Annotated in this window: 19 protein-coding genes; 16 read left to right on the forward strand and 3 right to left on the reverse strand. The window is 73.1% G+C overall.

Translation table 11 applies throughout. From position 1 onward, the window contains the following. Nucleotides 1-36: 36 nt before the first annotated feature. The 5 genes from ACFXDE_RS27420 (at nt 37) to ACFXDE_RS27440 (ending at nt 5180) form a co-directional block, all read left to right on the forward strand. Entirely contained in the window at nt 37-495 is a 459-nt protein-coding gene (locus ACFXDE_RS27420; RefSeq protein WP_329930404.1) for an Lrp/AsnC family transcriptional regulator, read from the forward strand. Between the two features lie 4 nt (nt 496-499). Next, entirely contained in the window at nt 500-1462 is a 963-nt protein-coding gene (locus tag ACFXDE_RS27425) for a threonine/serine dehydratase (RefSeq protein WP_380497359.1), read from the forward strand. Nucleotides 1463-1513: 51 nt separating this feature from the next. Then, nucleotides 1514-2677: an aminofutalosine synthase MqnE gene (mqnE, locus tag ACFXDE_RS27430; RefSeq protein WP_380444753.1), complete on the forward strand. Its 1164-nt coding sequence runs from the start codon at nt 1514-1516 to the stop codon at nt 2675-2677. Nucleotides 2678-2814: 137 nt separating this feature from the next. Beyond that, the gene (locus tag ACFXDE_RS27435) at nt 2815-4092 is read left to right on the forward strand and encodes a L,D-transpeptidase family protein (RefSeq protein ID WP_380497360.1); all 1278 of its coding nucleotides are present in this window, start codon (nt 2815-2817) and stop codon (nt 4090-4092) included. Between the two features lie 143 nt (nt 4093-4235). Then, nucleotides 4236-5180: a beta-ketoacyl-ACP synthase III gene (locus tag ACFXDE_RS27440; protein WP_380444756.1), complete on the forward strand. Its 945-nt coding sequence runs from the start codon at nt 4236-4238 to the stop codon at nt 5178-5180. 207 nt (nt 5181-5387) lie between these two features. Here ACFXDE_RS27440 and ACFXDE_RS27445 read toward each other — a convergent pair whose 3' ends face one another. After that, the gene (locus ACFXDE_RS27445) at nt 5388-6035 is read right to left on the reverse strand and encodes a TetR family transcriptional regulator (RefSeq protein ID WP_359964992.1); all 648 of its coding nucleotides are present in this window, start codon (nt 6033-6035) and stop codon (nt 5388-5390) included. A 425-nt stretch (nt 6036-6460) separates the two neighbouring features. Here ACFXDE_RS27445 and ACFXDE_RS27450 point away from each other — a divergent pair, with 425 nt between their 5' ends. Further along, nucleotides 6461-8929 (forward strand): PQQ-binding-like beta-propeller repeat protein, encoded by a 2469-nt coding sequence (locus ACFXDE_RS27450; protein WP_380497361.1) that lies wholly within the window; start codon nt 6461-6463, stop codon nt 8927-8929. On the opposite strand, the gene galE is transcribed toward ACFXDE_RS27450, so the two are convergent. Continuing rightward, nucleotides 8926-9915, reverse strand: coding sequence for a UDP-glucose 4-epimerase GalE (gene galE, locus ACFXDE_RS27455; RefSeq protein WP_380497363.1), 990 nt, complete (start codon nt 9913-9915; stop codon nt 8926-8928). The two genes, ACFXDE_RS27450 and galE, sit on opposite strands and share 4 nt — an antisense overlap. A gap of 208 nt (nt 9916-10123) precedes the next feature. Between galE and ACFXDE_RS27460 the strand changes: the two genes are divergently transcribed. Then, nucleotides 10124-11224 (forward strand): S1C family serine protease, encoded by a 1101-nt coding sequence (locus ACFXDE_RS27460; protein ID WP_380497387.1) that lies wholly within the window; start codon nt 10124-10126, stop codon nt 11222-11224. Nucleotides 11225-11376: 152 nt separating this feature from the next. On the opposite strand, the gene ACFXDE_RS27465 is transcribed toward ACFXDE_RS27460, so the two are convergent. After that, nucleotides 11377-12546 (reverse strand): sensor histidine kinase, encoded by a 1170-nt coding sequence (locus ACFXDE_RS27465; protein WP_380444776.1) that lies wholly within the window; start codon nt 12544-12546, stop codon nt 11377-11379. 370 nt (nt 12547-12916) lie between these two features. Between ACFXDE_RS27465 and ACFXDE_RS27470 the strand changes: the two genes are divergently transcribed. From ACFXDE_RS27470 to ACFXDE_RS27510, 9 genes are all read left to right on the forward strand, one after another. Beyond that, a complete protein-coding gene (locus ACFXDE_RS27470) occupies nt 12917-13333 on the forward strand; it encodes an NADH-quinone oxidoreductase subunit A (protein ID WP_380444760.1) in 417 nt (138 codons plus the stop codon). After that, complete coding sequence (locus ACFXDE_RS27475; RefSeq protein WP_380497364.1) at nt 13324-14013, forward strand: NADH-quinone oxidoreductase subunit B; 690 nt, start codon at nt 13324-13326, stop codon at nt 14011-14013. Before ACFXDE_RS27470 ends, ACFXDE_RS27475 begins: the two co-directional genes overlap by 10 nt. After that, on the forward strand, nt 14010-15107 hold the full coding sequence (locus tag ACFXDE_RS27480) for an NADH-quinone oxidoreductase subunit C (protein WP_380497365.1): 1098 nt from the start codon (nt 14010-14012) through the stop codon (nt 15105-15107). The genes ACFXDE_RS27475 and ACFXDE_RS27480 overlap by 4 nt, the downstream gene beginning before the upstream one ends. Further along, nucleotides 15104-16063, forward strand: coding sequence for an NADH-quinone oxidoreductase subunit NuoH (gene nuoH / locus ACFXDE_RS27485; RefSeq protein ID WP_380444763.1), 960 nt, complete (start codon nt 15104-15106; stop codon nt 16061-16063). Before ACFXDE_RS27480 ends, nuoH begins: the two co-directional genes overlap by 4 nt. A gap of 73 nt (nt 16064-16136) precedes the next feature. Beyond that, nucleotides 16137-16700, forward strand: a complete 564-nt coding sequence (locus ACFXDE_RS27490; protein ID WP_380444764.1) for a NuoI/complex I 23 kDa subunit family protein — start codon at nt 16137-16139, stop codon at nt 16698-16700. Continuing rightward, on the forward strand, nt 16697-17389 hold the full coding sequence (locus ACFXDE_RS27495) for an NADH-quinone oxidoreductase subunit J (RefSeq protein ID WP_380497366.1): 693 nt from the start codon (nt 16697-16699) through the stop codon (nt 17387-17389). Before ACFXDE_RS27490 ends, ACFXDE_RS27495 begins: the two co-directional genes overlap by 4 nt. Further along, on the forward strand, nt 17389-17760 hold the full coding sequence (nuoK, locus tag ACFXDE_RS27500; protein WP_329930390.1) for an NADH-quinone oxidoreductase subunit NuoK: 372 nt from the start codon (nt 17389-17391) through the stop codon (nt 17758-17760). Before ACFXDE_RS27495 ends, nuoK begins: the two co-directional genes overlap by 1 nt. Further along, nucleotides 17757-19799, forward strand: a complete 2043-nt coding sequence (locus ACFXDE_RS27505) for an NADH-quinone oxidoreductase subunit L (protein WP_380497367.1) — start codon at nt 17757-17759, stop codon at nt 19797-19799. The genes nuoK and ACFXDE_RS27505 overlap by 4 nt, the downstream gene beginning before the upstream one ends. Nucleotides 19800-19855: 56 nt before the next feature. Continuing rightward, nucleotides 19856-21412 carry a NuoM family protein gene (locus ACFXDE_RS27510; RefSeq protein ID WP_380497368.1) on the forward strand — a complete coding sequence of 519 codons (1557 nt, stop codon included), beginning with the start codon at nt 19856-19858 and terminating at the stop codon, nt 21410-21412. Nucleotide 21413 lies beyond the last annotated feature (1 nt).

Consider the following 21413-nt stretch of genomic DNA (forward strand, 5'->3'; position numbering starts at 1 on the left):
TGGGTCTGGTGAGGTTCGGAAGGACGCGGACGGTATATGGACACGGTGGACAGACAGCTCATCCAGGCGCTCCGGGAGAACGGCCGTGCGTCCTACGCCGAGCTGGGCCGGCTGGTCGGACTCTCCGGCCCGAGCGTCACGGACCGCATCAACCGCCTGGAGCAGGCCGGTGTCATCACCGGCTACCGCGCGACGGTCAACCCGGCCTCGCTCGGCTTCGGCGTCACGGCCCTGATCGGTCTCCAGCTGACCGACGCGGCCGACCACGAGGACGTCGCGTTCCGGCTGAAGGACCTCAACGAGGTCGAGGACTGCTGGTTCATCGCGGGTGACGACTCCTACATGCTCAAGGTCCGGGTGGCCGACGTGGCCGGCCTGGAGTCGGTGGTGAAGCGGATCTCGGGCACGAAGGGCGTGGCCCGCACCCGCACCACCGTCGTACTCTCCACCAAGTGGGAGAACCGGGTGAGCGATCTCCCTCCCGAAGGAGAGTGACGTCATGGCACTGGTCGGTCTGGAGGAGCTGCACGCGGCCCGGGAGCGGATCGCGGGGGTCGCGGTGCGCACCCCGCTGGTCCCCGCCCCGTGGGCGGCCGAGGGCGAGCGCCGCCTCTGGCTGAAGCCGGAGAACCTCCAGCCGACCGGTGCCTTCAAGACCCGCGGCGCCTACAACCGGCTGGCCGTGCTCACCGACGACGAGCGGGCCCGCGGGGTGGTCGCGCAGTCGAGCGGCAACCACGCGCAGGCGGTCGCGTACGCGGCGGGGCTGCTGGGGATCAAGGCCGTCATCGTCATGCCGGACACCTCGCCCGCCGTCAAGGTGGAGGCCACCCGCGGGTTCGGCGCCGAGGTGATCCTCGTGCCGCCGGGGGAGCGGGACACCCTGCCCGGCGAACTGGCCGAGCGGCACGGCTACGTGTGGGTGCCGCCGTACGACGACCCGTACATCATCGCGGGCCAGGGCACGGTCGGCCTGGAGATCGCCGAGGACGCCCCGGCCGGACTGGACACCGTCCTGGTGCCGGTCAGCGGCGGCGGCCTGATCGGCGGGACGGCGGCCGCGCTCAAGCTCACCCGCCCGGAGATCCGGGTGGTCGGCGTCGAGCCGGAGCTCGCGGCGGACGCGCGGGAGAGCCTGCGCACCGGCCGCCGGGTCGAGTGGCCGGTCGCCGACACCTACCGCACCATCGCGGACGGCCTGCGCACCCCGTCCGTCGGGGTGCTCCCGTACGAGCACCTGACCGCCTACGTGGACGACATCGTCACCGTCACGGAGGACGAGATCCGGGCCACCGTCGCCCTGCTCGCCCGCCGCGGCCGCCTCGTCGCCGAACCCTCCGGCGCGGTCGCCCCGGCCGCCTACTTCCACCGCGCGGAGCAGACCGGCGGCCGGTCGGTCGCGGCCGTCGTGAGCGGCGGGAACATCGAACCGGCACTGCTCGCGGAGCTGCTCTCGGCATAGGCGTACGCTCGTTCCGGCAAGGAATCGAAGTCGGAGGAGGCGGGTCACCGCATGGACGCAGGGCTCAAGCGCGAGCTGGAGGCGAAGGTCTACGCGGGTGAGCGGCTGACCCGCGAGGACGGGATCGCGCTCTACGAGAGCGACGACCTGGCCTGGCTGGGCGGCCTGGCGCACCACGTGCGGACGCGGAAGAACGGCGACGTCGTCCACTTCAACGTCAACCGCCACCTCAACATGACCAACGTGTGCAGCGCGTCCTGCGCCTACTGCTCGTTCCAGCGCAAGCCGGGCGAGAAGGACGCGTACACGATGCGCATCGAGGAGGCCGTCCGCCTCGCCAAGGCGATGGAGGTCGAGTCCCTCACCGAGCTGCACATCGTCAACGGCCTGCACCCGACCCTGCCCTGGCGCTACTACCCGCGCTCGCTGCGGGAGCTGAAGGCGGCCCTGCCGAACGTCTCGCTGAAGGCCTTCACCGCCACCGAGATCCACTGGTTCGAGAAGATCAGCGGCCTGTCCGCGGACGAGATCCTCGACGAGCTGATCGACGCCGGCCTGGAGTCGCTGACCGGTGGCGGCGCGGAGATCTTCGACTGGGAGGTCCGCCGGCACATCGTCGACCACGACACCCACTGGGAGGACTGGTCGCGGATCCACCGGCTGGCGCACTCCAAGGGCCTCAAGACGCCCTGCACCATGCTGTACGGGCACATCGAGGAGCCCCGCCACCGCGTCGACCACGTGCTGCGGCTGCGCGAGCTGCAGGACGAGACCGGCGGCTTCCAGGTCTTCATCCCGCTGCGCTACCAGCACGACTTCCACGACTCCAAGGACGGCGTCGTGCGCAACCGCCTGATGGCGCGCACCGAGATGGCCACCGGCGCCGAGGCGCTGAAGACCTTCGCCGTGTCCCGGCTGCTCTTCGACAACGTCCCGCACGTCAAGGTCTTCTGGGTGATGCACGGCGTCACCACCGCCCAGCTGGCGCTCAGCCACGGCGCGGACGACATGGACGGCTCGGTGGTCGAGTACAAGATCACCCACGACGCGGACAACTTCGGCACCCCGAACAAGCTCGGCCGCGACGACCTGCTCGGCCTGATCCGCGACGCCGGCTTCCGCCCGGTCGAGCGCAACACCCGCTACGAGGTCATCCGCGAGTACGAGGGCCCCGACCTGACGCTCCGCGAGACCCCGCAGGCGATGCGCCTCTGAGCTGCGCCCGTCGCGCTCCCACCTGCACGTTCCCGTCCCCCGGGCCGCACCGCCGGCCCGGGGGACGGGCGTCTTCACAGCTCCCGTACAACGCCCCGGGTTTACCAACGGGTACGCCGTTTGGCAGGATCGGCCCCATGTCCGGTTCACATCGCGCCACCGCGTACCCGCCGTACGAGCCGATGCAGGAGCCGGCGCACGGCGTGCCGCAGCAGCCGCACGAGCCGTCGTACGGCTCCTACGAGCCGTACCAGGAGCCCGTCCACGAGGCCCCGTACGGCCAGTACCAGCCGTACGCGCAGTCGGCTGACGGGTACTTCGCCGCGTACGACGAGTCGTTCCAGCCGTACGTGCAGGCACCGGAGGCCTACGCGGCTCCGGAGCCGCTGTACGAGCCCGAGCCGCCGTACGAGGCGGCGTCGCTGTACGAGCCCGAGCCGCTGTACACGCCCGAGTCCCTGTACGCGCCGGAGCCGCCGTACGAGCCCGAGCCGGTCTACCTGTCCGAGCCCGCGCCGCAGGCCGCCGCCACCCCCGCCGTGGGCGCCAGGACGGCCGCCCGGGGCCGCCGCCGCAAGGCGAAGAAGAAGAGTCACGGCAAGGCCGTGATGGCCGGCACCGCGCTGCTGGTCGCGGCCGCCGCGGGCTGGTACACCGTCGGCCAGGACACCGCCAAGCCCGGCGTCACCACCGCCGACGGCCCCGGCCCGGAGGGCGTCAGCACGCCCGACCGGCCCGCCCCGGCCGCCGCCGCCCAGGCCGCCGCGGACCGGCAGAACCAGGCCGCCGTGGCCGGCCGGAGCGAGACCCGAGACGACGGCTCGGTGGCCGCGATACCCGGCCTCGGCGCGTCCTTCACGGCCCGGATACCCGCGCAGACCAACCAGGTCGTGGTGGCCACCGGCCAGGGCAAGGACACCGACAAGAACAGCGTCACGCTGTGGACCCGGACCCCGGAGGGCCGCTGGCTGCCCGGCGAGACCTGGCAGGGCCACAACGGCAAGAACGGCTGGACCACCGGCCACAACGAGGGCGACCTGCGCAGCCCGATCGGCGTCTTCTCGCTGACCGACGCCGGCGGCCGCAACGCCGACCCCGGCAGCAAGCTCCCGTACGACAAGGACCCGAGCTTCGTGGTCTCCGGGACGGGCTTCTTCGGCGACCAGCTGGCCGGCTCCTTCGACTACGTCGTGGCGATCAACTACAACCGGGTCCCCGGCTCCTCCCCGCTCGACCCGCGCCGCCCCGACGGCAAGTCCAAGGGCGGCGGCATCTGGCTCCACGTCGACCACGACGGCCCCACCCACGGCTGCGTCTCCATCCCCGAGGACAAGATGGCGCAGCTCATCCGCACCCTGGATCCGGCCGCCCACCCGGTCATCGTGATGGGCGACGCGACCTCGCTGGCGGCCTGACCCCGGACCGGACGATCCGGCCGCGGGCCAAGCGGAACCCCAAGTGCCGCAACGCCCCTTGTCGGCTACCTACAGTTCACGGGGGCGGATCCTGTAGCCGATGGTGCCCGGCTGACCAGCGGGTAACCCGGTTGCATGGCAGCATGAGCGGTTCGCGCATCGTGGCACTCGGTCACTACCAGCCCCCCAAGGTCCTCTCCAACGACGACCTGGCCACGCTCGTCGACACGACCGACGAGTGGATCCGCGCCCGGGTGGGGATCAGGACCCGGCACATCGCCGAGGGCGAGACCCTGGTCGACATGGCCACCGAGGCGGCCCAGAAGGCGCTGGCCCGCAGCGGCCGCACCGCCGACGAGATCGACCTCGTCGTGGTCGCCACCTGCACCGCCGTCGAGCGCAGCCCCAACACGGCCGCCGCCGTGGCCGCCCGGCTCGGCGTCCGGGCGCCCGCCGCCTACGACATCAACACGGTCTGCTCCGGCTTCTCGTACGCGCTGGCCACCGCCGACCACGCGATCCGGGCCGGTGCGGCCCGCCGGGCGCTGGTGATCGGCGCCGAGCGGATGTCCGACACCCTCGACTGGACCGACCGCTCGACCTGCGTGATCTTCGGCGACGGCGCCGGCGCCGCGGTCGTCGAGGCGCAGGAGGACGGCGCCGAGCCGGGCATCGGCCCGGTGGTCTGGGGCTCGGAGCCGGAGAAGGGCGACGCCGTGGTGATCACCGGCTGGGACCCGGTGATCAGCCAGCAGGGCCAGTCGGTCTTCCGCTGGGCCACCACCCAGCTCGCCCCGCTCGCCCGGCAGGCCTGCGAGCGGGCCGGGATCGACCCGTCCGAGCTGAAGGGCTTCGTGCCGCACCAGGCGAACCTGCGGATCATCGACGCGATCGCCAACAAGCTGGGCGTCACCGACGCCGTGGTGGCCAGGGACGTCGTGGAGTCCGGCAACACCTCGGCCGCGTCGATCCCGCTGGCCTTCTCCAAGCTGGTCGAGCGCGGCGAGCTGTCGCCCGGCGACCCGGTCCTGCTGTTCGGCTTCGGCGGCGGCCTGGCCTACGCCGGCCAGGTGGTCCGCTGCCCCTGAGGCGGCCCCGGCGCCGTCCCGGCCCCTGACGCGGAACATGCCGGTGGGCGGGCACCCTGTGTGAGGGGTGCCCGCCCACCGGCATGTCTGGCCCTGGCGCGCTGCGGTACGTCGGCGGACCTCCCCCGAGGACACGGCCGCCGTCCGTCGTTCCCCGGACAGGAGGCCGGGGCTGCGCGCGGGCGGATGGTCGGATGAGCGGATGGTCTACTTTGGCGCCTTCTTGCCGGTGACGCCCAGGTACACCAGGGGAGCGAGGTTGGGCTTGAGGTCCTTGACCTTGACGCCCCAGGAGGTGAAGGCCTTCTGGTGCTCGGCCGCCGAGGCGAGCAGCGAGACCAGGGCCCCGGAGACGGCGTTGGGATCGAGTGACTTGTCGGCCTGTCCCTTCGCCTGGAGTTCCCGGACGGCATCCGCGAGCGGCTTGGCGACCGCGTTGAGGACGGTCATGCGGATCTTGAAGAACCGCTTGTCCCCTTCGGCGGCACCGAGCGTGACCACTCGGAGAATGGCGTCGTTCTTGCGCCAGAAGGCGAGGAATCCGTCGACCAGTTCTTCCGAAGTGGTCGGTCCGGACTTCCCTGCCCAGGACTTTCCGGCCACCAGCTCTTTGAGGGTGTCGGCGTCCTTGGCCATTTCCTCGGCGATTTCGAGGACAGCGCCCTCGACATCCGGGAAGTACTGGTAGAAGGTCGCGGGGGAGGTACCCGCCATACGGGCGACGTCGATGACCTTGACGTCCCGATAGGGCGACGTGCTGAGCATCTCGCGGAGGCAGTCGAGCAGCTTCTGCCGCGTCTCCTGTCCGCGTCGCCCGGCGACGCGACCGTCGACGGTGCGAACTTGTCCTGTCATGCCGTCAGCTTACCGTGGCACGATCTTGGCGCGATTCGGTGATGCGACTATTACTCCGCTCGGGGGTTCCTATAGGGGCATGAACCACTTCGGACGGATATTCACCGCGTCCCGATGTAGCCCCCCCGTGTGCTTTCGATCTCACAGCGTGACGGCGAGTCCGCTGAGGGGTGGTCGGGTGACAGAGCGTGACGGAAACCCGGCGTGGACGATGTGCGGCCGGTGAGCCCGTCGGACGGCCCGGGCGCAAGCCCCCGCCGGAGCGGGCGTCAGAATCCGGCCGTTCCGCGACCACTGACCTGGCGGTGCCGTCCGTGCGGCCCCCGGCGCTCCTGGGCGGGGGAGGTTGGAGATGGGCCGGGCGGCCATGGAGAATCGGGTCCGGCACCACGCGGCGGGTGCCTGGACGGGGAGGTGGCAGCGGAGTGGACCAGCTGACGGCGCACGATCCGAGGCGGATCGGGCCCTTCGAGGTGCTGGGGCGGCTCGGCGCGGGCGGGATGGGCCTGGTCTACCTGGCACGTTCCGCCTCCGGCCGGCGCGTGGCCATCAAGACCGTCCGGGGGGAGCTGGCCGAGGACGAGCTGTTCCGGGTCCGCTTCGCGCGGGAGATCGCCGCGGCCAAGACGGTCGGCGGCTTCTACACGGCGGCCGTCGTGGACGCCGACGCCGACGCGCGCGTGCCCTGGCTGGCGACCGCCTACATCCCGGCGCCCTCCCTGGAGGACCTGGTCGAGGAGTGCGGCCCGCTGCCGGTGGACGCCACCCGCTGGCTGGTCGCCGGCATCGCCGAGGCGCTGCAGTCCATCCACGCCGCCGGGCTGATCCACCGCGACCTGAAGCCCTCGAACGTCCTGGTGGTCGAGGACGGCCCGAAGGTGATCGACTTCGGCATCGCCGCCGGGGTGTCCAGCACCCGGCTCACCATGACCAACGTCGCGGTCGGCACCCCCGCCTACATGTCGCCCGAGCAGGCCCGCGACAGCCGGACCGTCCAGGGCGCCAGCGACATCTTCTCGCTCGGCTCGCTGATGGTCTTCTGCGCCACCGGGCACCCGCCCTTCCGCGGCTCGAACCCGGTCGAGACGGTGTTCCAGCTCCTGCGCGAGCAGCCCGACTACTCGGGGATGCCGGTCGAGCTGATGGACCTGGTCCGCGCCTGCATGCGGCCCTCGCCCGAGCACCGGCCCACCCCGGCGCAGATCCAGACCGAACTGGCCCCGCACCTGTTCTCCCGGGACGACGCCTCCGGCGAGGCCGGGGACTGGCTCCCGGCCAACGCGCTGGAGCTGATCGAGCGCAAGCGCGGCCGGCGCCAGCCCGCCACGCCGCCCGCACCCCCGGCACCTCCCGCGCCGCCCGTGACCCCGCAGGGCGCCGGGCCGCTGCACCCGGCCGAGGCGCCGGCCCCCGTCCCGCCGGGGCCCGTCCCGCACCAGAGCGTGCCGCACCAGAACGTGCCGACGCAGCGTCCCGGCGTCGAGGACCCGCGCACCCAGCACCCGGGCGGCCACGCCCCGCCGCCGCTCGGTCCGGTGCACGTCCGGCCGGGCCAGGCGTCCGAGGCCGAGATCGCCACCGAGAAGATCCGCTCGCCCAACAAGCACCGGGCGCCCACCGACGGCGGCGGCGCCGAGGTGCGGCTGCCCGGCGCGTCCGTGCGGATAGGCCCCGGCCCGCGGGCCGAGCACGAGCAGACCGGCCCCGGTGCCACGCCGGCCGAGACCGAGTGGGTGCGCCGGGCGACCCCGCCGCCGGCCCGGACGCCCCTCCCGGCGCCCGTCCAGCCCCCGGCTCCGGCGCCGCGCTGGCGGCCCTGGCGGTTCCGGATGTCCAACGACGTCTGGGGCACCCCGGTGGTCGCCGACGGCACCCTGTTCGTCTCCAGCTTCGAGGTGCACGCGCTGGACATCGCCTCCGGCCAGCGCCGCTACAAGACCCGGGACGTGGCCTGGGCGCTCGCCGTGGACGCCGGCCGGGTGCACGCGGCCGACGGACCGCACCTGTACACCGTGGACGTCGCGGACGGCACCGAGCGCTGGCGCACCTCGCTGGACGGCTGGGTCTACTCGCTGTCCGCCGCCGACGGCGTGCTGTGCTGCGGCGTGCGCGGCGGCGGCGTCCAGCTGCGTTCGGCCGCCACCGGCGCGGAGCTGTGGCGCGCCGACGACGCCCAGCAGGACTACGAGAACCCGCAGTCCGGGCCCGTCCTGGTGGCCGGCGCCGCGTACTACTACGGCGCCGGGCGGCTGCGCTGCGTCGACCCGCGCGGCGCGGGCCTGCGCTGGTCCTTCCCGGTCGGCGAGGACGTCCCGTCGCACCCCGTCGAGCGCGGCGGCGTGCTGTACGTGACGGCCGGCACCCGGGTGTACGCCCTGGACGCGGCGAGCGGCGCCGAGCGGTGGCGCTTCGAGGCGCCGGTGGTGCTCTTCACCCCGCCCGCGCTGGACGCGGACGCCGTCTACGTCGCCGACTACCTGGGCACCGTGTACGCGCTCGACGCGGCCACCGGCCGGGACCGCTGGCGCGGTGCCACGGGCGGCCGCCAGGGCGCCGAGCCGGTCGTGGTCGGCGAGGGCATGGTGCTGGTCGGCAGCGGCGAGGTGCTGTACGCCTTCGAGGCGGCCACCGGCCGGGAGCGCTGGCGCTACACCGCGCGCGGCGAGATCGTCGGCTCCCCGGCGGTCGCGGACGGCCTGGTCCACCTCGGCAGCCGGGACCACTCGCTGCACACGGTGGACCTGGCGAGCGGTCAGCTGCGCTGGGAGCTCGGCACCAAGGGCGAGCTGACCGGCTCCCCGGTGGCGGTCGGCGGCCGGGTGTTCGTCGGCTCCAAGGACCGCTGCGTGTACGCGCTGGACGCCTTCTACGGCACGGCGGTGCCCGCCCGCTAACGCTTGTCGCGGGCCTCCGGGTGGTGGTGGCACCAGCCCTCCCACGCGGAGGCGACCATCTCGGCGACGTCGTACCGGGCGTGCCAGCCCAGCTCGCGGCCGATCAGGTCGGCGGAGGCCACCACCCGGGCCGGGTCGCCGGGGCGGCGCGGGGTCACCTCCGGGGTGGTGTCCCGCCCGGTGACCTCGCCGATCAGGGCGAGCATCTCGCGGACGCTGACGCCCTCGCCGCGGCCGATGTTGAGCACCAGCGCGGTGCCGCCCGGCGGGTCGGCGGCGAGCCGGCGGGCGGCCGCGACGTGGGCCGACGCGACGTCGGCCACGTGGATGTAGTCGCGCACGCAGGTGCCGTCCGGGGTGGGGTAGTCCGCGCCGAAGACGCGCGGCGCCCGGCCGGTGGTGAGGCGCTCGAAGACCATCGGGACGAGATTGAAGACCCCGGTGTCGGCCAGCTCCGGCGCGCCGGAGCCGGCCACGTTGAAGTACCGCAGCGAGATCGTCGACATGCCGTGCGCCCGCCCGGCGGCGGCGACCAGCCACTCGCCGGCCAGCTTGGTCTCGCCGTACGGGTTCATCGGCGCGCAGGGGGTGGCCTCGGTGACCAGGTCGACGTCCGGCATGCCGTAGACGGCGGCCGAGGAGGAGAACAGGAAGCGCCGCACGCCCTCGTCGGCGGCGGCCTCCAGGACGGTCTGCAGGCCGAGCATGTTCTCGCGGTAGTAGAGGAACGGGCGCTCGACCGACTCGCCCACCTGCTTCTTCGCGGCGAAGTGCAGGATCCCCGTCACCGCGTGCTCGCGGATGGCGGCGGACACGACGGCGCGGTCCAGCGTGGAGCCCTTGACGAGCGCGACGTCGGCCGGCAGCCGGCTCGGGTCGCCGGTGCTGAGGTCGTCCAGGACGGCCACGCTCTCGCCCGCGTCGAGCAGCTGACGGACCACGTGCCCGCCGATGTATCCGGCACCGCCAGTGATCAACCAGGTCATGCCTCCGATCCTAGGTCCCGTTTTCGACCGGTGTGGCCGGGCGAGTCCAGCCAGCAATTCGGACAAATCGGTGAAATGCTGACAAAGATTTCTGTGCTCTCGGCCTGGTGACGAATCGGAGGCAGCCAAGGTGAGCCGAAAGAAGGAACACAACCGTCCCCTCCCTGCCGGTCCGCGGCCTACCGGCCCCAAGGCGTTCCGCGGGTGGCTGCGCGCCCCCGGTGCGGTCGCCGTCCTGACGGCCGCCGCGCTGGCGCTGACCGGGTGCAGCAGCGGTTCGTCGTCGTCGGCCAAGTCCTCGGCCCCGGGCCAGGCCTCGTCCTCCGCGGCCCCGTCACCGGCCGCTTCGGGCTCCTCGGCCCCGCCCATGACCGGCAACCAGCTCCAGGACGCCTACCAGAAGGTCATCGCCGACGTCCTGCCGTCCGTGGTGCAGATCACCACCGGCGACAGCCTCGGCTCGGGGATCGTCTACGACGACAAGGGCGACATCGTCACCAACGCCCACGTGGTCGGGTCCGCCACCACCTTCACCGTCACCCTGGCCAACAGCACCAAGTCCCTGGACGCCGCTCTGGTCGGCAGCTACCCCGACTCCGACCTCGCGGTGATCAAGCTGAGCAGCCCGCCGAGCGGCCTCAAGCCCGCCACCTTCGGGGACTCGGGCAAGGTCCAGCTGGGCCAGATCACGCTCGCCATGGGCAGCCCGCTCGGGCTCTCCAGCAGCGTCACCCAGGGCATCGTCTCGGCCACCGGGCGGACCGTCTCCGAGCCCAGGGGCGGCGGATCGCCGGGCGCGACGATCGGCAACATGGTGCAGACCTCGGCCGCGATCAACCCGGGCAACAGCGGCGGCGCGCTGGTCAACCTGGACAGCCAGGTGATCGGCATCAACACCCTCGCGGCCACCGAGCCGCAGGCCAACGGCGCCGCCGCGCCCGGCATCGGCTTCGCGATCCCGGCGTCCACCATCACCAACATCACCGACCAGCTGATCAAGCAGGGCAAGGTGACCAACTCCGGCCGGGCCGCGCTCGGCGTCACCGCCCGGACCAGCTTCAACCAGCAGTTCCAGCCGGCCGGCGCGGTGATCGTCTCGGTCACCGCGGGCGGCCCGGCCGCCTCGGCGGGGCTCCAGCCCGGGGACGTCATCACCAAGATCGGCGACGCCGCGGTCGACTCGCTGAACGCCCTGACCACGGCCCTCGCCTCGCTCACGCCGGGCAGCAAGGCCACCGTGACGTACACCCGGGACGGCAAGGCGCAGACCGCCGACGTCACCCTCGGCACGCTGGAGACGACCTCCTAGGGCCGCACCGGCCCCCCCGGACCCCGGTACGGCCACCGGCCGGGCCGCACGACCGCGCAAGGGTTCCGCGGTCCGGCCGCGCCGCACCGGAGCGGCGCCGGCGCCCCGTCACTGCCTCGGCGGGGCGCCGGCGCCTTCGTGTGCCCGGGTGTTCAGTGGCGGGCGGCCCGGGTGTGCCAGGGCAGCTCGACGGTGACGGTGGTCGGGCCGCCCTCCGGGCTCTCCACCAGGAACACCCCGTCCACCGCCTGGACCCGCTCGGCCAGCCCGGCCAGGCCGCCGCCCGGGTAGGCGGTCGCGCCGCCCCGGCCGTCGTCCTGGACCAGCAGCATCAGCTGGTCGTCGGAGCGCCAGACCTCCACCGAGGCGCTCCGCGCGCCGGAGTGCTTGGAGACGTTCGTCAGCAGCTCGCTGACCGTGAAGTAGGCGATGCCCTCGACCGCCGAATCCGGGCGCTCGGCCACGCCGTCGGGGCCGCGCAGCTCGACGTTCACCCGGACCCCGCCGGGGACGGTGCAGCGGGCGGCCACCGAGGACAGCGCCGCGTCCAGGCCGCGGTCGGTGAGCACCGCCGGGTGGATGCCGCGGGCCAGGTCGCGCAGCTCCTTCAGGGCCAGCTTCACCTCGCCGTGCGCGTTGTCGACCATCGACGCCGCGGCGGCCATGTCCGCCGGGGTCTCCACCTCGCGCAGCCGCTCCTTGGCCATGCCGAGGTCCATCGCCAGCGCGACCAGGCGGGCCTGGGCACCGTCGTGCAGGTCGCGCTCGATCCGGCGCAGGTCGGCGGCAGCGGTGTCGACCACCGTGCCGCGGTCCTCCTCCAGCTCGCGCACCCGCTCGGACAGGGCGCCGGGGAACAGCAGTGCCTCGACCAGGATCCGGTCCACCGCCGCCTCGGCGCGGATCACCCACGGCAGCACCGGCCACAGCACGACGACGCTGACCAGGGTGACGGTGAAGCTCAGGATGCCCCACGGCAGCAGCAGCACGTTGTACAGCGCCGAGCGCCAGTTCAGCAGGTCGGTCAGGTTGGCGATGGCGAAGCCGGTGACGCCCGGGCGGCGCCGGACCACCGGCTCCGGCTCGCTGATCTCCGAACCGTGCGCCGACCGCGCCCGGCGCCGGGCCAGCGCGCCCAGACCGCGGCAGCCGGCCAGCCCGGCGGCCAGCACCGGCAGGCCGATCACCGTCACGGACAGCCCGAGGCCGACCGACAGCATCACCGCCGCGAAGACGAATCCGCCGATGCCCAGTGGCAGGTTCAGCATCAACTGCCCGGCCTGTCGCCACATCCGGGCGCCGTACAGCGGGCCGCGCTCCATCCGCGCGTCCTGCTCCTTGACGGCCGCCACGGCGCGCCGGGTCAGGGGCTTCATCAGGATCCACCCTCCCTCTCGCTCTAGTGGTCCAAGCTTCCCGAACACGGGGCGGGTGGTGCCATGGGGGTGATACATCTCCTGGGCCGGGGGTTATCCCCACCCCTGCCGGCCCCTTCCCGTCCCTCTCCGGACGGCTCCGGGCGGTACGGGGTTGTCCACCGGTTGTCCACGTGATGTCTTGCGGAGCGGGCTGGGTTCGGGTGGAGCGGAGCCGTCCCCTTAGACTCACGCATTGGCCATGGTTATGACCGTGTAAAGAAGCGACGTAGAACTGCCTTGAGGGGCGGTTCACGGCCGAGTGGAGGGCGAAGGCATGGAGTGGCGGCAAGCGGCTGCCGTCGCGGCCGACCCGGCGGTCGGCAGCGGCTACTTCGACGCGTACGCCGCGATGGGACTGCTCGCCGTCATCGGCGTGCTGTTCGTGACCGTCGCGTTCACCGCCAACCGGCTGCTGCGTCCGGTGGTGTACTCGCCGGAGAAGCTCCTGGCCTACGAGTGCGGCGTGGACCCGGTGGGCGAGGACTGGGCGCACACCCAGATCCGCTACTACGTGTACGCCTTCCTGTACGTGATCTTCGCGGTCGACGCGATCTACCTGTTCCCGTGGGCGACCGTGTTCGCCACCGCCGGGTACGGGGCCGGGACGCTGATCGAGATGTTCCTCTTCATCGGCTTCCTCGCGGTCGGGCTGCTCTACGCCTGGAAGAAGGGCGTTCTGGAATGGACATGACGCACAACCACTCGCACGCCGCGCCGGGCGGACCGGTCGCGCTCGGCCTCCCGGACCCGTCGCGCCCCGGCGCCGTCGAGCGCCGGAGCATCGGCCCGCTGGCCCGGCTCGCGCCGGACCCGGTCAAGGTCGTGCTCAACTGGGGCCGCCGCTACAGCCTCTGGTGCTTCAACTTCGGGCTGGCCTGCTGCGCGATCGAGTTCATCGCGGCGTCCATGGCCAAGCACGACTTCATCCGGATGGGTGTCATCCCGTTCGCGCCCGGCCCCCGACAGGCCGATCTGATGATCGTCTCGGGGACGGTGACGGACAAGATGGCGCCCGCCGTCAAGCGCCTCTACGAGCAGATGCCCGAGCCGAAGTACGTCATCTCCTTCGGCGCCTGCTCCAACTCCGGCGGTCCGTACTGGGACTCGTACTCGGTGACCAAGGGCGTCGACCAGATCATCCCGGTCGACGTCTACGTGCCCGGCTGCCCGCCGCGGCCCGAGGCGCTGCTCCAGGGCATCCTCAAGCTGCAGGAGAAGATCGCCGCCGAGTCGCTGCCCGCCCGCTACGCCGCGCCCGCGTCGGCGCTGCGGCGTCCGCTGGTGGCGGGGCCCGCGGGCTCTGCGGGGTCTTCGGGCTCTGTGGAGCCTTCGGGGTCTTCGGGCTCTTCGGCAGAGGGAGGGGTCTCGTGACCACGGCAGAGCAGTACGCGGCGTCGGTCGGGGAGTGGGCGACCGGCGCCGAGGCGTACGGGCTGATCACCGTCGACGTGCCCGCCGAGCACTGGATCGAGGCGCTCACCGCCGCCCGTGACGGGCTCGGCCTGGGCTTCTTCGACTGGCTGAGCGCCGTCGACGAGCTCGCCGACGGCTTCTCCGTGGTCGCCCACCTGGCCTCGGCCGAGGGACACGCGGTGCGCCACCTCGCGCTGCGCACCCGGGTGCCGCGGGACAAGGCCGCCCTGCCGACGGCCGTGTCGGTGTACGCCGGTGCCGCGTGGCACGAGCGCGAGACCCACGAGATGTTCGGCATCGACTTCCCCGGGCACCCGCACCTCGTCACCCTGCTGCTGCCGGACGGCTTCGAGGGACACCCGCTGCGCAAGGAGTTCGTGCTCGCGGCCCGCGTCGCCAAGGCCTGGCCGGGCGCCAAGGAGCCGGGCGAGTCCGACCACGGCGACGGGCCGGCGCGGCGCAAGATGCAGCCGGCCGGCGTGCCGGACCCGAACGAGTGGGGCCCGCTCAAGGGCACCCTGCCGCCGGTCGCCGAGCGGCCCGCGCGTGGTGCGCGGGCGGCGGGCGCGGCGGCGCGCACTCCGCGGGCCGCCGCGGGGGCTGCCGGTGCTGCCGGTGCCGCCGGTGAGGCTCCGGCGGTGCGGGCGGACCGGCCGCGGCGGACCCGGTCGGTGTCGGACGGTTCGGCGAGCCAGGCGGGAGCCGAGGCTGCCGAGGGCGCCGTCGCCGAGGGCGCCGCCGGTGAGGCTCCGGCCGTGCGGGCGGACCGCCCGCGGCGGACCCGGTCGGTGTCGGACGGTTCGGTCAGCCAGCCGGTCGAAGCGCCCGGCGCCGACGCGCCGAAGGCCGCTGACGAGCCCAAGGCCGAGCGTCCCGCCCCCACGCGGACGCAGTCGTCGGACGCGCCCTGGCACAACCCGGTGCCCGCCCACGACGCGAAGCCTGCCGAGGAACCTGCGGAGGGGCCGGCGGCGGAACCCGCCGAGGCCCCGGCGGAGAAGAAGGACGACCCGTCGGCCCGCCCGGCCGGCCAGGACGGAGACGGCACGTGAACCTGCTCGACACGGTGCTGCGCTGCGTCGCCACGCTCGTCGTCTTCCTCACCGTCCCGCTGATCATCGGCCAGACGGAGCACAAGGTCATGGCGCACATGCAGGGCCGGCTCGGCCCGATGTACGCCGGCGGCTTCCACGGCTGGGCGCAGCTCGTCGCCGACGGCGTGAAGTTCGCGCAGAAGGAGGACATCGTCCCCGCCGGGGCGGACCGCCGGATCTTCCAGCTGGCGCCCGCCGTCTCGCTGCTGCCGTACCTCTTCGTGCTGCTGGCGATCCCGGTCGGCCCGGACGGCTTCGTCGGCCAGGCGGTCGACGCCGGGCTGTTCTTCGTGCTGGCCGTGATGGGCGTCGGCGTGATCGGCAAGCTGATGGCCGGCTGGGCCTCGGCGAACAAGTTCTCGCTGCTCGGCGGCCTGCGCACGGCCGCCCAGCTGATGTCCTACGAGCTGCCGATGGTGCTGGCGGCGGCCTCGGTGGCGATGGCCGCCGGCACGCTGTCGCTGCCCGGGATCGTGGACTCCTGGCAGTGGTACTGGCTCCCGTGGCAGCTCATCGGCGCGTTCGTGTTCTTCACGGCCGGTCTGGCCGAGCTCCAGCGCCCGCCGTTCGACATGCCGGTGGCCGACTCGGAGATCATCTTCGGCGCGTACACCGAGTACACCGGCCTGCGCTTCGCGCTGTTCCTGCTCTCCGAGTACGTGGGCATCCTCGTGGTGTCCGGGCTGACCGCCGTGCTGTTCCTCGGCGGCTGGCACGGTCCGATGCCGGACCAGCTCGGCTGGCTCTGGACCCTGCTGAAGACCTTCGCGCTGGCCTTCGTGGTGATCTGGCTGCGGGTGACGTACCCGCGCCTGCGCGAGGACCAGCTGATGCGCTTCGCGTGGACCGTGCTGATCCCGCTCGCCCTCGTCCAGCTCGCCCTCACCGGCATCATCAAGGTGGCGATCTCATGAGTGAACGAAGTGAGCGAATCATCAACAGGTGCGTACGGGCGAATGCCCCTGGCGAGCGAAGCGAGGCGGGCGCATGAGTTTCCCGGGTGCCGGCCTCGCCAAGGGGCTGGCCGTGACTCTGCGGACGATGACGAAGAAGACCGTCACCGCGCAGTACCCCGACGTGCAGCCGGTGCTGCCGCCGCGCTCGCGCGGCGTCATCGCGCTGCTGGAGGAGAACTGCACGGTGTGCATGCTCTGCGCGCGCGAGTGCCCGGACTGGTGCATCTACATCGACTCCCACAAGGAGACGCTGCCGGCCGCCGACCCGAACGCGCGCGCCCGCACCCGCAACGTGCTGGACCGCTTCGCGATCGACTTCTCGCTCTGCATGTACTGCGGGATCTGCATCGAGGTGTGCCCGTTCGACGCGCTGTTCTGGTCGCCGGAGTTCGAGTACGCCGAGACGGACATCCTGGAGCTGACCCACGAACGGGACCGGCTCCGCGAGTGGATGTGGACCGTCCCGGCGCCGCCGGCGCTGGACCCGGCGGCCGAGGAGCCCAAGGAGATCGCCACCGCGCGCAAGGCGGCGGACAAGCTGGCCGCGGCCGCCGCGGCGGCCGTCGCCCCCGAGGAGAAGGGTGAGACCGAGTGACTGCTCTTGCCCTGCTCGCGGCGACCGGCCCGCTGGCGCCGGCCTCCCGTTCGTTCCTGTCGCCGACCGGCGTGGAGATCGTCTTCCTGCTGGTCGGCATCACCGTGCTCGGCTCGGCCGTCGTCGCCGTGAGCACCAAGCAGCTGGTGCACGCCGCGCTGTGGCTGGTGGTCGCGCTCGGCGGGCTCGCGATCGAGTTCCTGCTGCTCACCGCCGAGTTCATCGCCTGGGTGCAGGTGCTGATCTACCTCGGCTCGGTGATCGTCCTGGTGCTGTTCGGGCTGATGCTCACGAAGGCGCCGATCGGGCGCTCGCCGGACGCCGACTCGAAGAACCGCTGGGTCGCCCTGGCGGTCGCGCTGGCCTCCGCCGGAACGCTCGTGACCCTGGTCGTGGACGCCTTCCGCACCTCCTGGATCGACCTCGGGGGTGGCGGCGGATCGGCCGCCGTCACCGGGGCGAGCCTGTTCCGCACGTGGGTCCTGCCCTTCGAGGCGCTGTCCGTGCTGCTGCTGGCGGCACTCGTCGGCGCGATCGTGCTGTCGCGCGGCTCGAAGCGCCGGGTGCCGCCGCCGCGGGCCGGCCGGCTGCGCACCGGGCGGCCGGTCGGGTCCAACGGGACCGTCGCCGCGACCGCTCCGCGCACCGCTCCGGAGGCCGCCGCCCCGCCCGTGACGGAGGAGAGCTGATGCACCTCGCCTACCCCGTCGTCCTCGCCGCGCTGCTGTTCAGCGTCGGCGTGTACGGCGTGCTCGCCCGGCGCAACGCCGTCCTCGTCCTGATCTCCGTCGAGCTGATGCTCAACGCCGTCAACCTGAACCTCGTCGCCTTCGACGCCTGGCTGCGCGACTCCCTGCACGCCGGCCAGGCGCTGACGCTGTTCACCATCACGATCGCCGCCGCCGAGATCGGCCTCGGGCTCGCCATCGTCCTGCTGCTGTTCCGGGCCAGGGGCACCGCGGACATCGACCGGGCCACCGCGCTCGGCGACCCGGCCGAGACGCTCGCCGAGGAGGCGCCGGCCGGCGCCGGGGCGCTGAAGGGCCAGGCCACCGCATGAACCTCGCCCTGCCCGTCCTCGTCCCCGCGCTGCCCGCGCTCGGCGCCGCCGCCACCCTGGCCGCCGGGAAGAAGGCCCCCGGCCTGGCCCGGCCGCTCGCCATCGTGCCGGTCGCCGCCTCGGCCGTGCTCGCCCTCGTGGTCGCGCTCCAGCTCGGCACCGGCCAGGCGCTCGACGCCGCCACCCGGCTGACCCCGACCGGCGGCCCGGACATCGCGCTCGCCCTCCACCTGGACGGCTTCAGCTCGCTGATCTCCGTGCTGGTCGGTCTGGTCGCCACGTGCGTCCAGGTCTACTCGACCGCGTACCTGAAGGAGGACCCGCGCTACCCCTCGTACGCGGCGCTGGTCTCGCTCTTCACCGCGGCGATGTTCCTCGTCGTGTACTCGGGCGACCTGATCGTGCTGCTGGTCGGCTGGGAGGTCATGGGCATCTGCTCGTACTTCCTGATCGGCCACCACTGGGAGAGCGCGGACGCCCGCTCGGCCTCGCTGAAGGCCTTCCTGGTCACCAAGCTCGGCGACGTGCCGTTCCTGTTCGGGATCTTCCTGCTCGGCGCCGACGCCCACAGCTTCCGGATCCCGGACGTGCTGGCCGCCGCCACCGACGGGAAGCTCGGCCACCCGACGCTGATCGCGCTGCTGCTGCTCGCCGGGGTCGCCGGCAAGAGCGCGCAGTTCCCGCTGCACACCTGGCTCCCGGACGCGATGGCCGGCCCGACGCCGGTCTCCGCGCTGATCCACGCCGCCACCATGGTCGCGGCCGGCATCTACCTCGTCGCCCGGCTGCTGCCGGTGTTCCTGCTCTCGGGCGCGGCGCTCGTCGTGCTCGCCGTCATGGCCGCCGTGACGATGATCGGCTCGGCGCTGTGCGCGCTCGCGCAGGACGACCTCAAGCGGGTGCTCGCCTACTCGACCGTCGGCCAGCTCGGTTACATGGCCGGGGCGCTGGCCAGCGGCGACCGCGAGGCCTCGGTGTTCCACCTGGTCAGCCACGGCGCCTTCAAGGCGCTGCTGTTCCTGGCCGCCGGCGTGGTGATCCACGCCGCGCACACCAACTCGATCTCCGCGATGTCCCGGATCCCCGGGCTGCGCAAGCGGGTGCCGGACGCCTACTGGACGATGGGCATCGGCCTGGTCGCGCTGACCGGGCTGCCGCCGTTCTCCGGCTTCTTCAGCAAGGAGGCGGTGCTCGGCGCCGCCGAGCACGCCGCCAACGGCGAGGCGATGACCAACGGCCTCGGCCCCGCCTCGGCCGTGCCGCAGACCGCCGGGTGGATCGTGCTGGTCTCGGCGGCGCTGACCGCGCTGCTCACCGCCGCCTACGCCACCCGGCTCTTCCTGCTCGCGTTCCACAGCCCGGCCGGTGCCGCCGCGGCGGCCCCCGAGGTGGTGGCCCCCGCCGTCGCCGACCGGGCCACCGTCGTGGCCGACCACGAGGCCGACGCGCCCTACTCGCCCGAGCTCGACGAGGCCGACCCGGCCACCGCCGAGCCGCACGCGATGCGCTGGCCGCTGTGGGTGCTGGCCGTCCCGACCATGGCCTTCGGCATCGCCGGGCTGCGCTCCGACTGGCTGCCCGCCCTGCTCGACGGCGGCTCGCTGCGCCCCTCCGGTGTCACCGCCGTCACCGGCACCGGGCTCGCCGTGGCGGGCGCGCTGCTGGCGTACGGCGCCTGGCGCTCGGCCACCGCCCGGCTCGGCGCGGGCCGCCCCGCCCCGGCCGCCGAGGTACTGGCCACCGAGGTGCTGGTCGCCGACCCCGGGCGCACCCTGCTCGGCCCGCTGTTCGGCCCGGCCCGGCACGGCTTCGGCGTCGACCGGCTCTACGCCGCGCTGTTCGTCCGCCCGGTGGCCGCCGCTGCCCGGCTGGTCCGCTTCCTCGACCGCGAGGTCGTCGAGGGCTACGTGCAGGGCAGCGGGATCGGTGCCAACCTGCTCGGCCGGGCCGTCCGGCTCGCGCAGACCGGCAACGCGCAGACCTACCTCAGCGCGCTGCTCGCCGGCGTCGTCCTGCTGGCCGTCCTGGTGGCGGTGTAGCGGATGCCGTTCCCCGTCCTGTCCCTCCCCCCGACCGTCGCGCGTAGGAGTCCCCGATGAACGCGGTCCTCATCGCCCTCCTGGCGCTGCCGCTGCTCGGTGCAGCCCTCACCCTGGCGCCGGTGTTCGGCCCGGACGCGGGCGTCGCCGACCGGCGCGCGCTGCGGCTGAACTCGGTGCTCACCGGCGCGGTGCTCCTGCTCAGCCTCGCCCTGGCGGCCGGCTTCGACCGCGGCGAGCCCGCCCGGATGCAGGCCACCACGGACGTGTCCTGGATCCCCGCGATCCACGTGCGCTTCCACCTCGGCGTGGACGGCGTCTCGTTGCCGCTGATCGTGCTCACCGCGCTGCTCACCTTCCTCTGCGCGCTGTACTCGGAGAAGCGGCTGCCGGCCGGGGACAACGTGCCGTCGGCGCGGGCCTTCGTCGGGCTGTTCCTCCTCCTCGAAGTCGGCATGCTCGCCACCTTCGCGGTGCTGGACCTCCTCCTCTTCTTCATGGCCTTCGAGATCGTGCTGATCCCGATGTACTTCCTGATCGCCCGCTGGGGGAGCGGCGCGAAGGTGCCGGCCGCCAACCGGTTCATCCTGTACACGCTGCTCGGCTCGGCCGTGATGCTGCTCGGCTTCCTGCTGATCGGCAGCAAGGCGGGCACCTTCGACATGCAGGCCCTCGCCGCCGGGCACGGCAGCGGCCTGAGCCACACCACCCAGGTGACCGCCGCGCTGGCGATCATGATCGGGCTCGCGGTCAAGGCCCCGGCCTGGCCGCTGCACAGCTGGCTCCCCGACGCGCACACCGCCGCCCCGACGGTCGGCTCGGTGCTGCTCGCCGGCGTGCTGCTGAAGATGGGCACCTACGGTCTCGTCCGCGTCCTCCTCCCGGTCGTGCCCGACGGCACCACGACGCTCGCCCCCTACCTGGGCGCGTTCGCCGCCGTCGGCATCGTCTACGGCTCGCTGGCCTGCCTCGCCCTCGCCCGCCGCGGCTCCAAGGGCGACCTCAAGCGCCTCATCGCGTACTCCTCCGTCGGCCACATGGGCTTCGTCCTGCTCGGCATCGCCTCCCTCACCCCGGTCGGCGTGAACGGCGCGCTGTTCGCCAACATCGCGCACGGTCTGATCACCGGCCTGCTGTTCTTCCTCGTCGGAGCGCTCAAGGACCGCTACGGCACGGCCGACCTCGACACCCTGTCCGGCACCACCGGCGCCGCCCTCTACGGCCGCGCGCCGCGGATCGGCGCCCTGCTCGCCTTCGCCGCCGTCGCCAGCCTCGGCCTGCCCGGGCTGGCCGGCTTCTGGGGCGAGCTGCTCGCCATGTTCGGCGCGTTCGACCCGGCGGCGGGCCTGTCCCGCCCGGCCTTCGTCACCTACATGGTCCTGGCCGGCCTCGGCACCCTCCTCACCGCCGCGTACCTGCTGATCGTCGTCAAGCGCGTCTGCATGGGCGACCCCGAGCAGCCCGCGCCGGTGGCCGAGCTCGCCGACCTGCGCCCGTACGAGGCCGTCAGTTGGACGCCGCTGGCCGCCCTCACCCTGCTCGCCGGCCTCTGGCCCGCGCTCCTGCTCGGCCTCTCCGACCCAGCCGTCAAGCACCTCCTCGGAGGTGGCTGAC

The sequence above is a fragment of the Kitasatospora sp. NPDC059408 genome, assembly GCF_042751525.1.
Taxonomy (GTDB): Bacteria; Actinomycetota; Actinomycetes; order Streptomycetales; family Streptomycetaceae; genus Kitasatospora.

What these genes read in the sequence shown, in the direction of transcription:
- mqnE (WP_380444753.1), top strand. Translation starts at nt 1,514, where the DNA reads ATGGACGCAGGGCTCAAGCGCGAGCTGGAGGCGAAGGTCTACGCGGGT.
- ACFXDE_RS27445 (WP_359964992.1), bottom strand. Translation starts at nt 6,035, where the DNA reads ATGACAGGACAAGTTCGCACCGTCGACGGTCGCGTCGCCGGGCGACGC.
- ACFXDE_RS27425 (WP_380497359.1), top strand. Translation starts at nt 500, where the DNA reads ATGGCACTGGTCGGTCTGGAGGAGCTGCACGCGGCCCGGGAGCGGATC.
- ACFXDE_RS27510 (WP_380497368.1), top strand. Translation starts at nt 19,856, where the DNA reads ATGAACGCGGTCCTCATCGCCCTCCTGGCGCTGCCGCTGCTCGGTGCA.
- ACFXDE_RS27490 (WP_380444764.1), top strand. Translation starts at nt 16,137, where the DNA reads ATGAGTTTCCCGGGTGCCGGCCTCGCCAAGGGGCTGGCCGTGACTCTG.
- ACFXDE_RS27420 (WP_329930404.1), top strand. Translation starts at nt 37, where the DNA reads ATGGACACGGTGGACAGACAGCTCATCCAGGCGCTCCGGGAGAACGGC.
- ACFXDE_RS27475 (WP_380497364.1), top strand. Translation starts at nt 13,324, where the DNA reads ATGGACATGACGCACAACCACTCGCACGCCGCGCCGGGCGGACCGGTC.
- ACFXDE_RS27505 (WP_380497367.1), top strand. Translation starts at nt 17,757, where the DNA reads ATGAACCTCGCCCTGCCCGTCCTCGTCCCCGCGCTGCCCGCGCTCGGC.
- ACFXDE_RS27440 (WP_380444756.1), top strand. Translation starts at nt 4,236, where the DNA reads ATGAGCGGTTCGCGCATCGTGGCACTCGGTCACTACCAGCCCCCCAAG.
- nuoK (WP_329930390.1), top strand. Translation starts at nt 17,389, where the DNA reads ATGCACCTCGCCTACCCCGTCGTCCTCGCCGCGCTGCTGTTCAGCGTC.
- ACFXDE_RS27470 (WP_380444760.1), top strand. Translation starts at nt 12,917, where the DNA reads ATGGAGTGGCGGCAAGCGGCTGCCGTCGCGGCCGACCCGGCGGTCGGC.
- galE (WP_380497363.1), bottom strand. Translation starts at nt 9,915, where the DNA reads ATGACCTGGTTGATCACTGGCGGTGCCGGATACATCGGCGGGCACGTG.
- ACFXDE_RS27465 (WP_380444776.1), bottom strand. Translation starts at nt 12,546, where the DNA reads ATGGAGCGCGGCCCGCTGTACGGCGCCCGGATGTGGCGACAGGCCGGG.
- ACFXDE_RS27435 (WP_380497360.1), top strand. Translation starts at nt 2,815, where the DNA reads ATGTCCGGTTCACATCGCGCCACCGCGTACCCGCCGTACGAGCCGATG.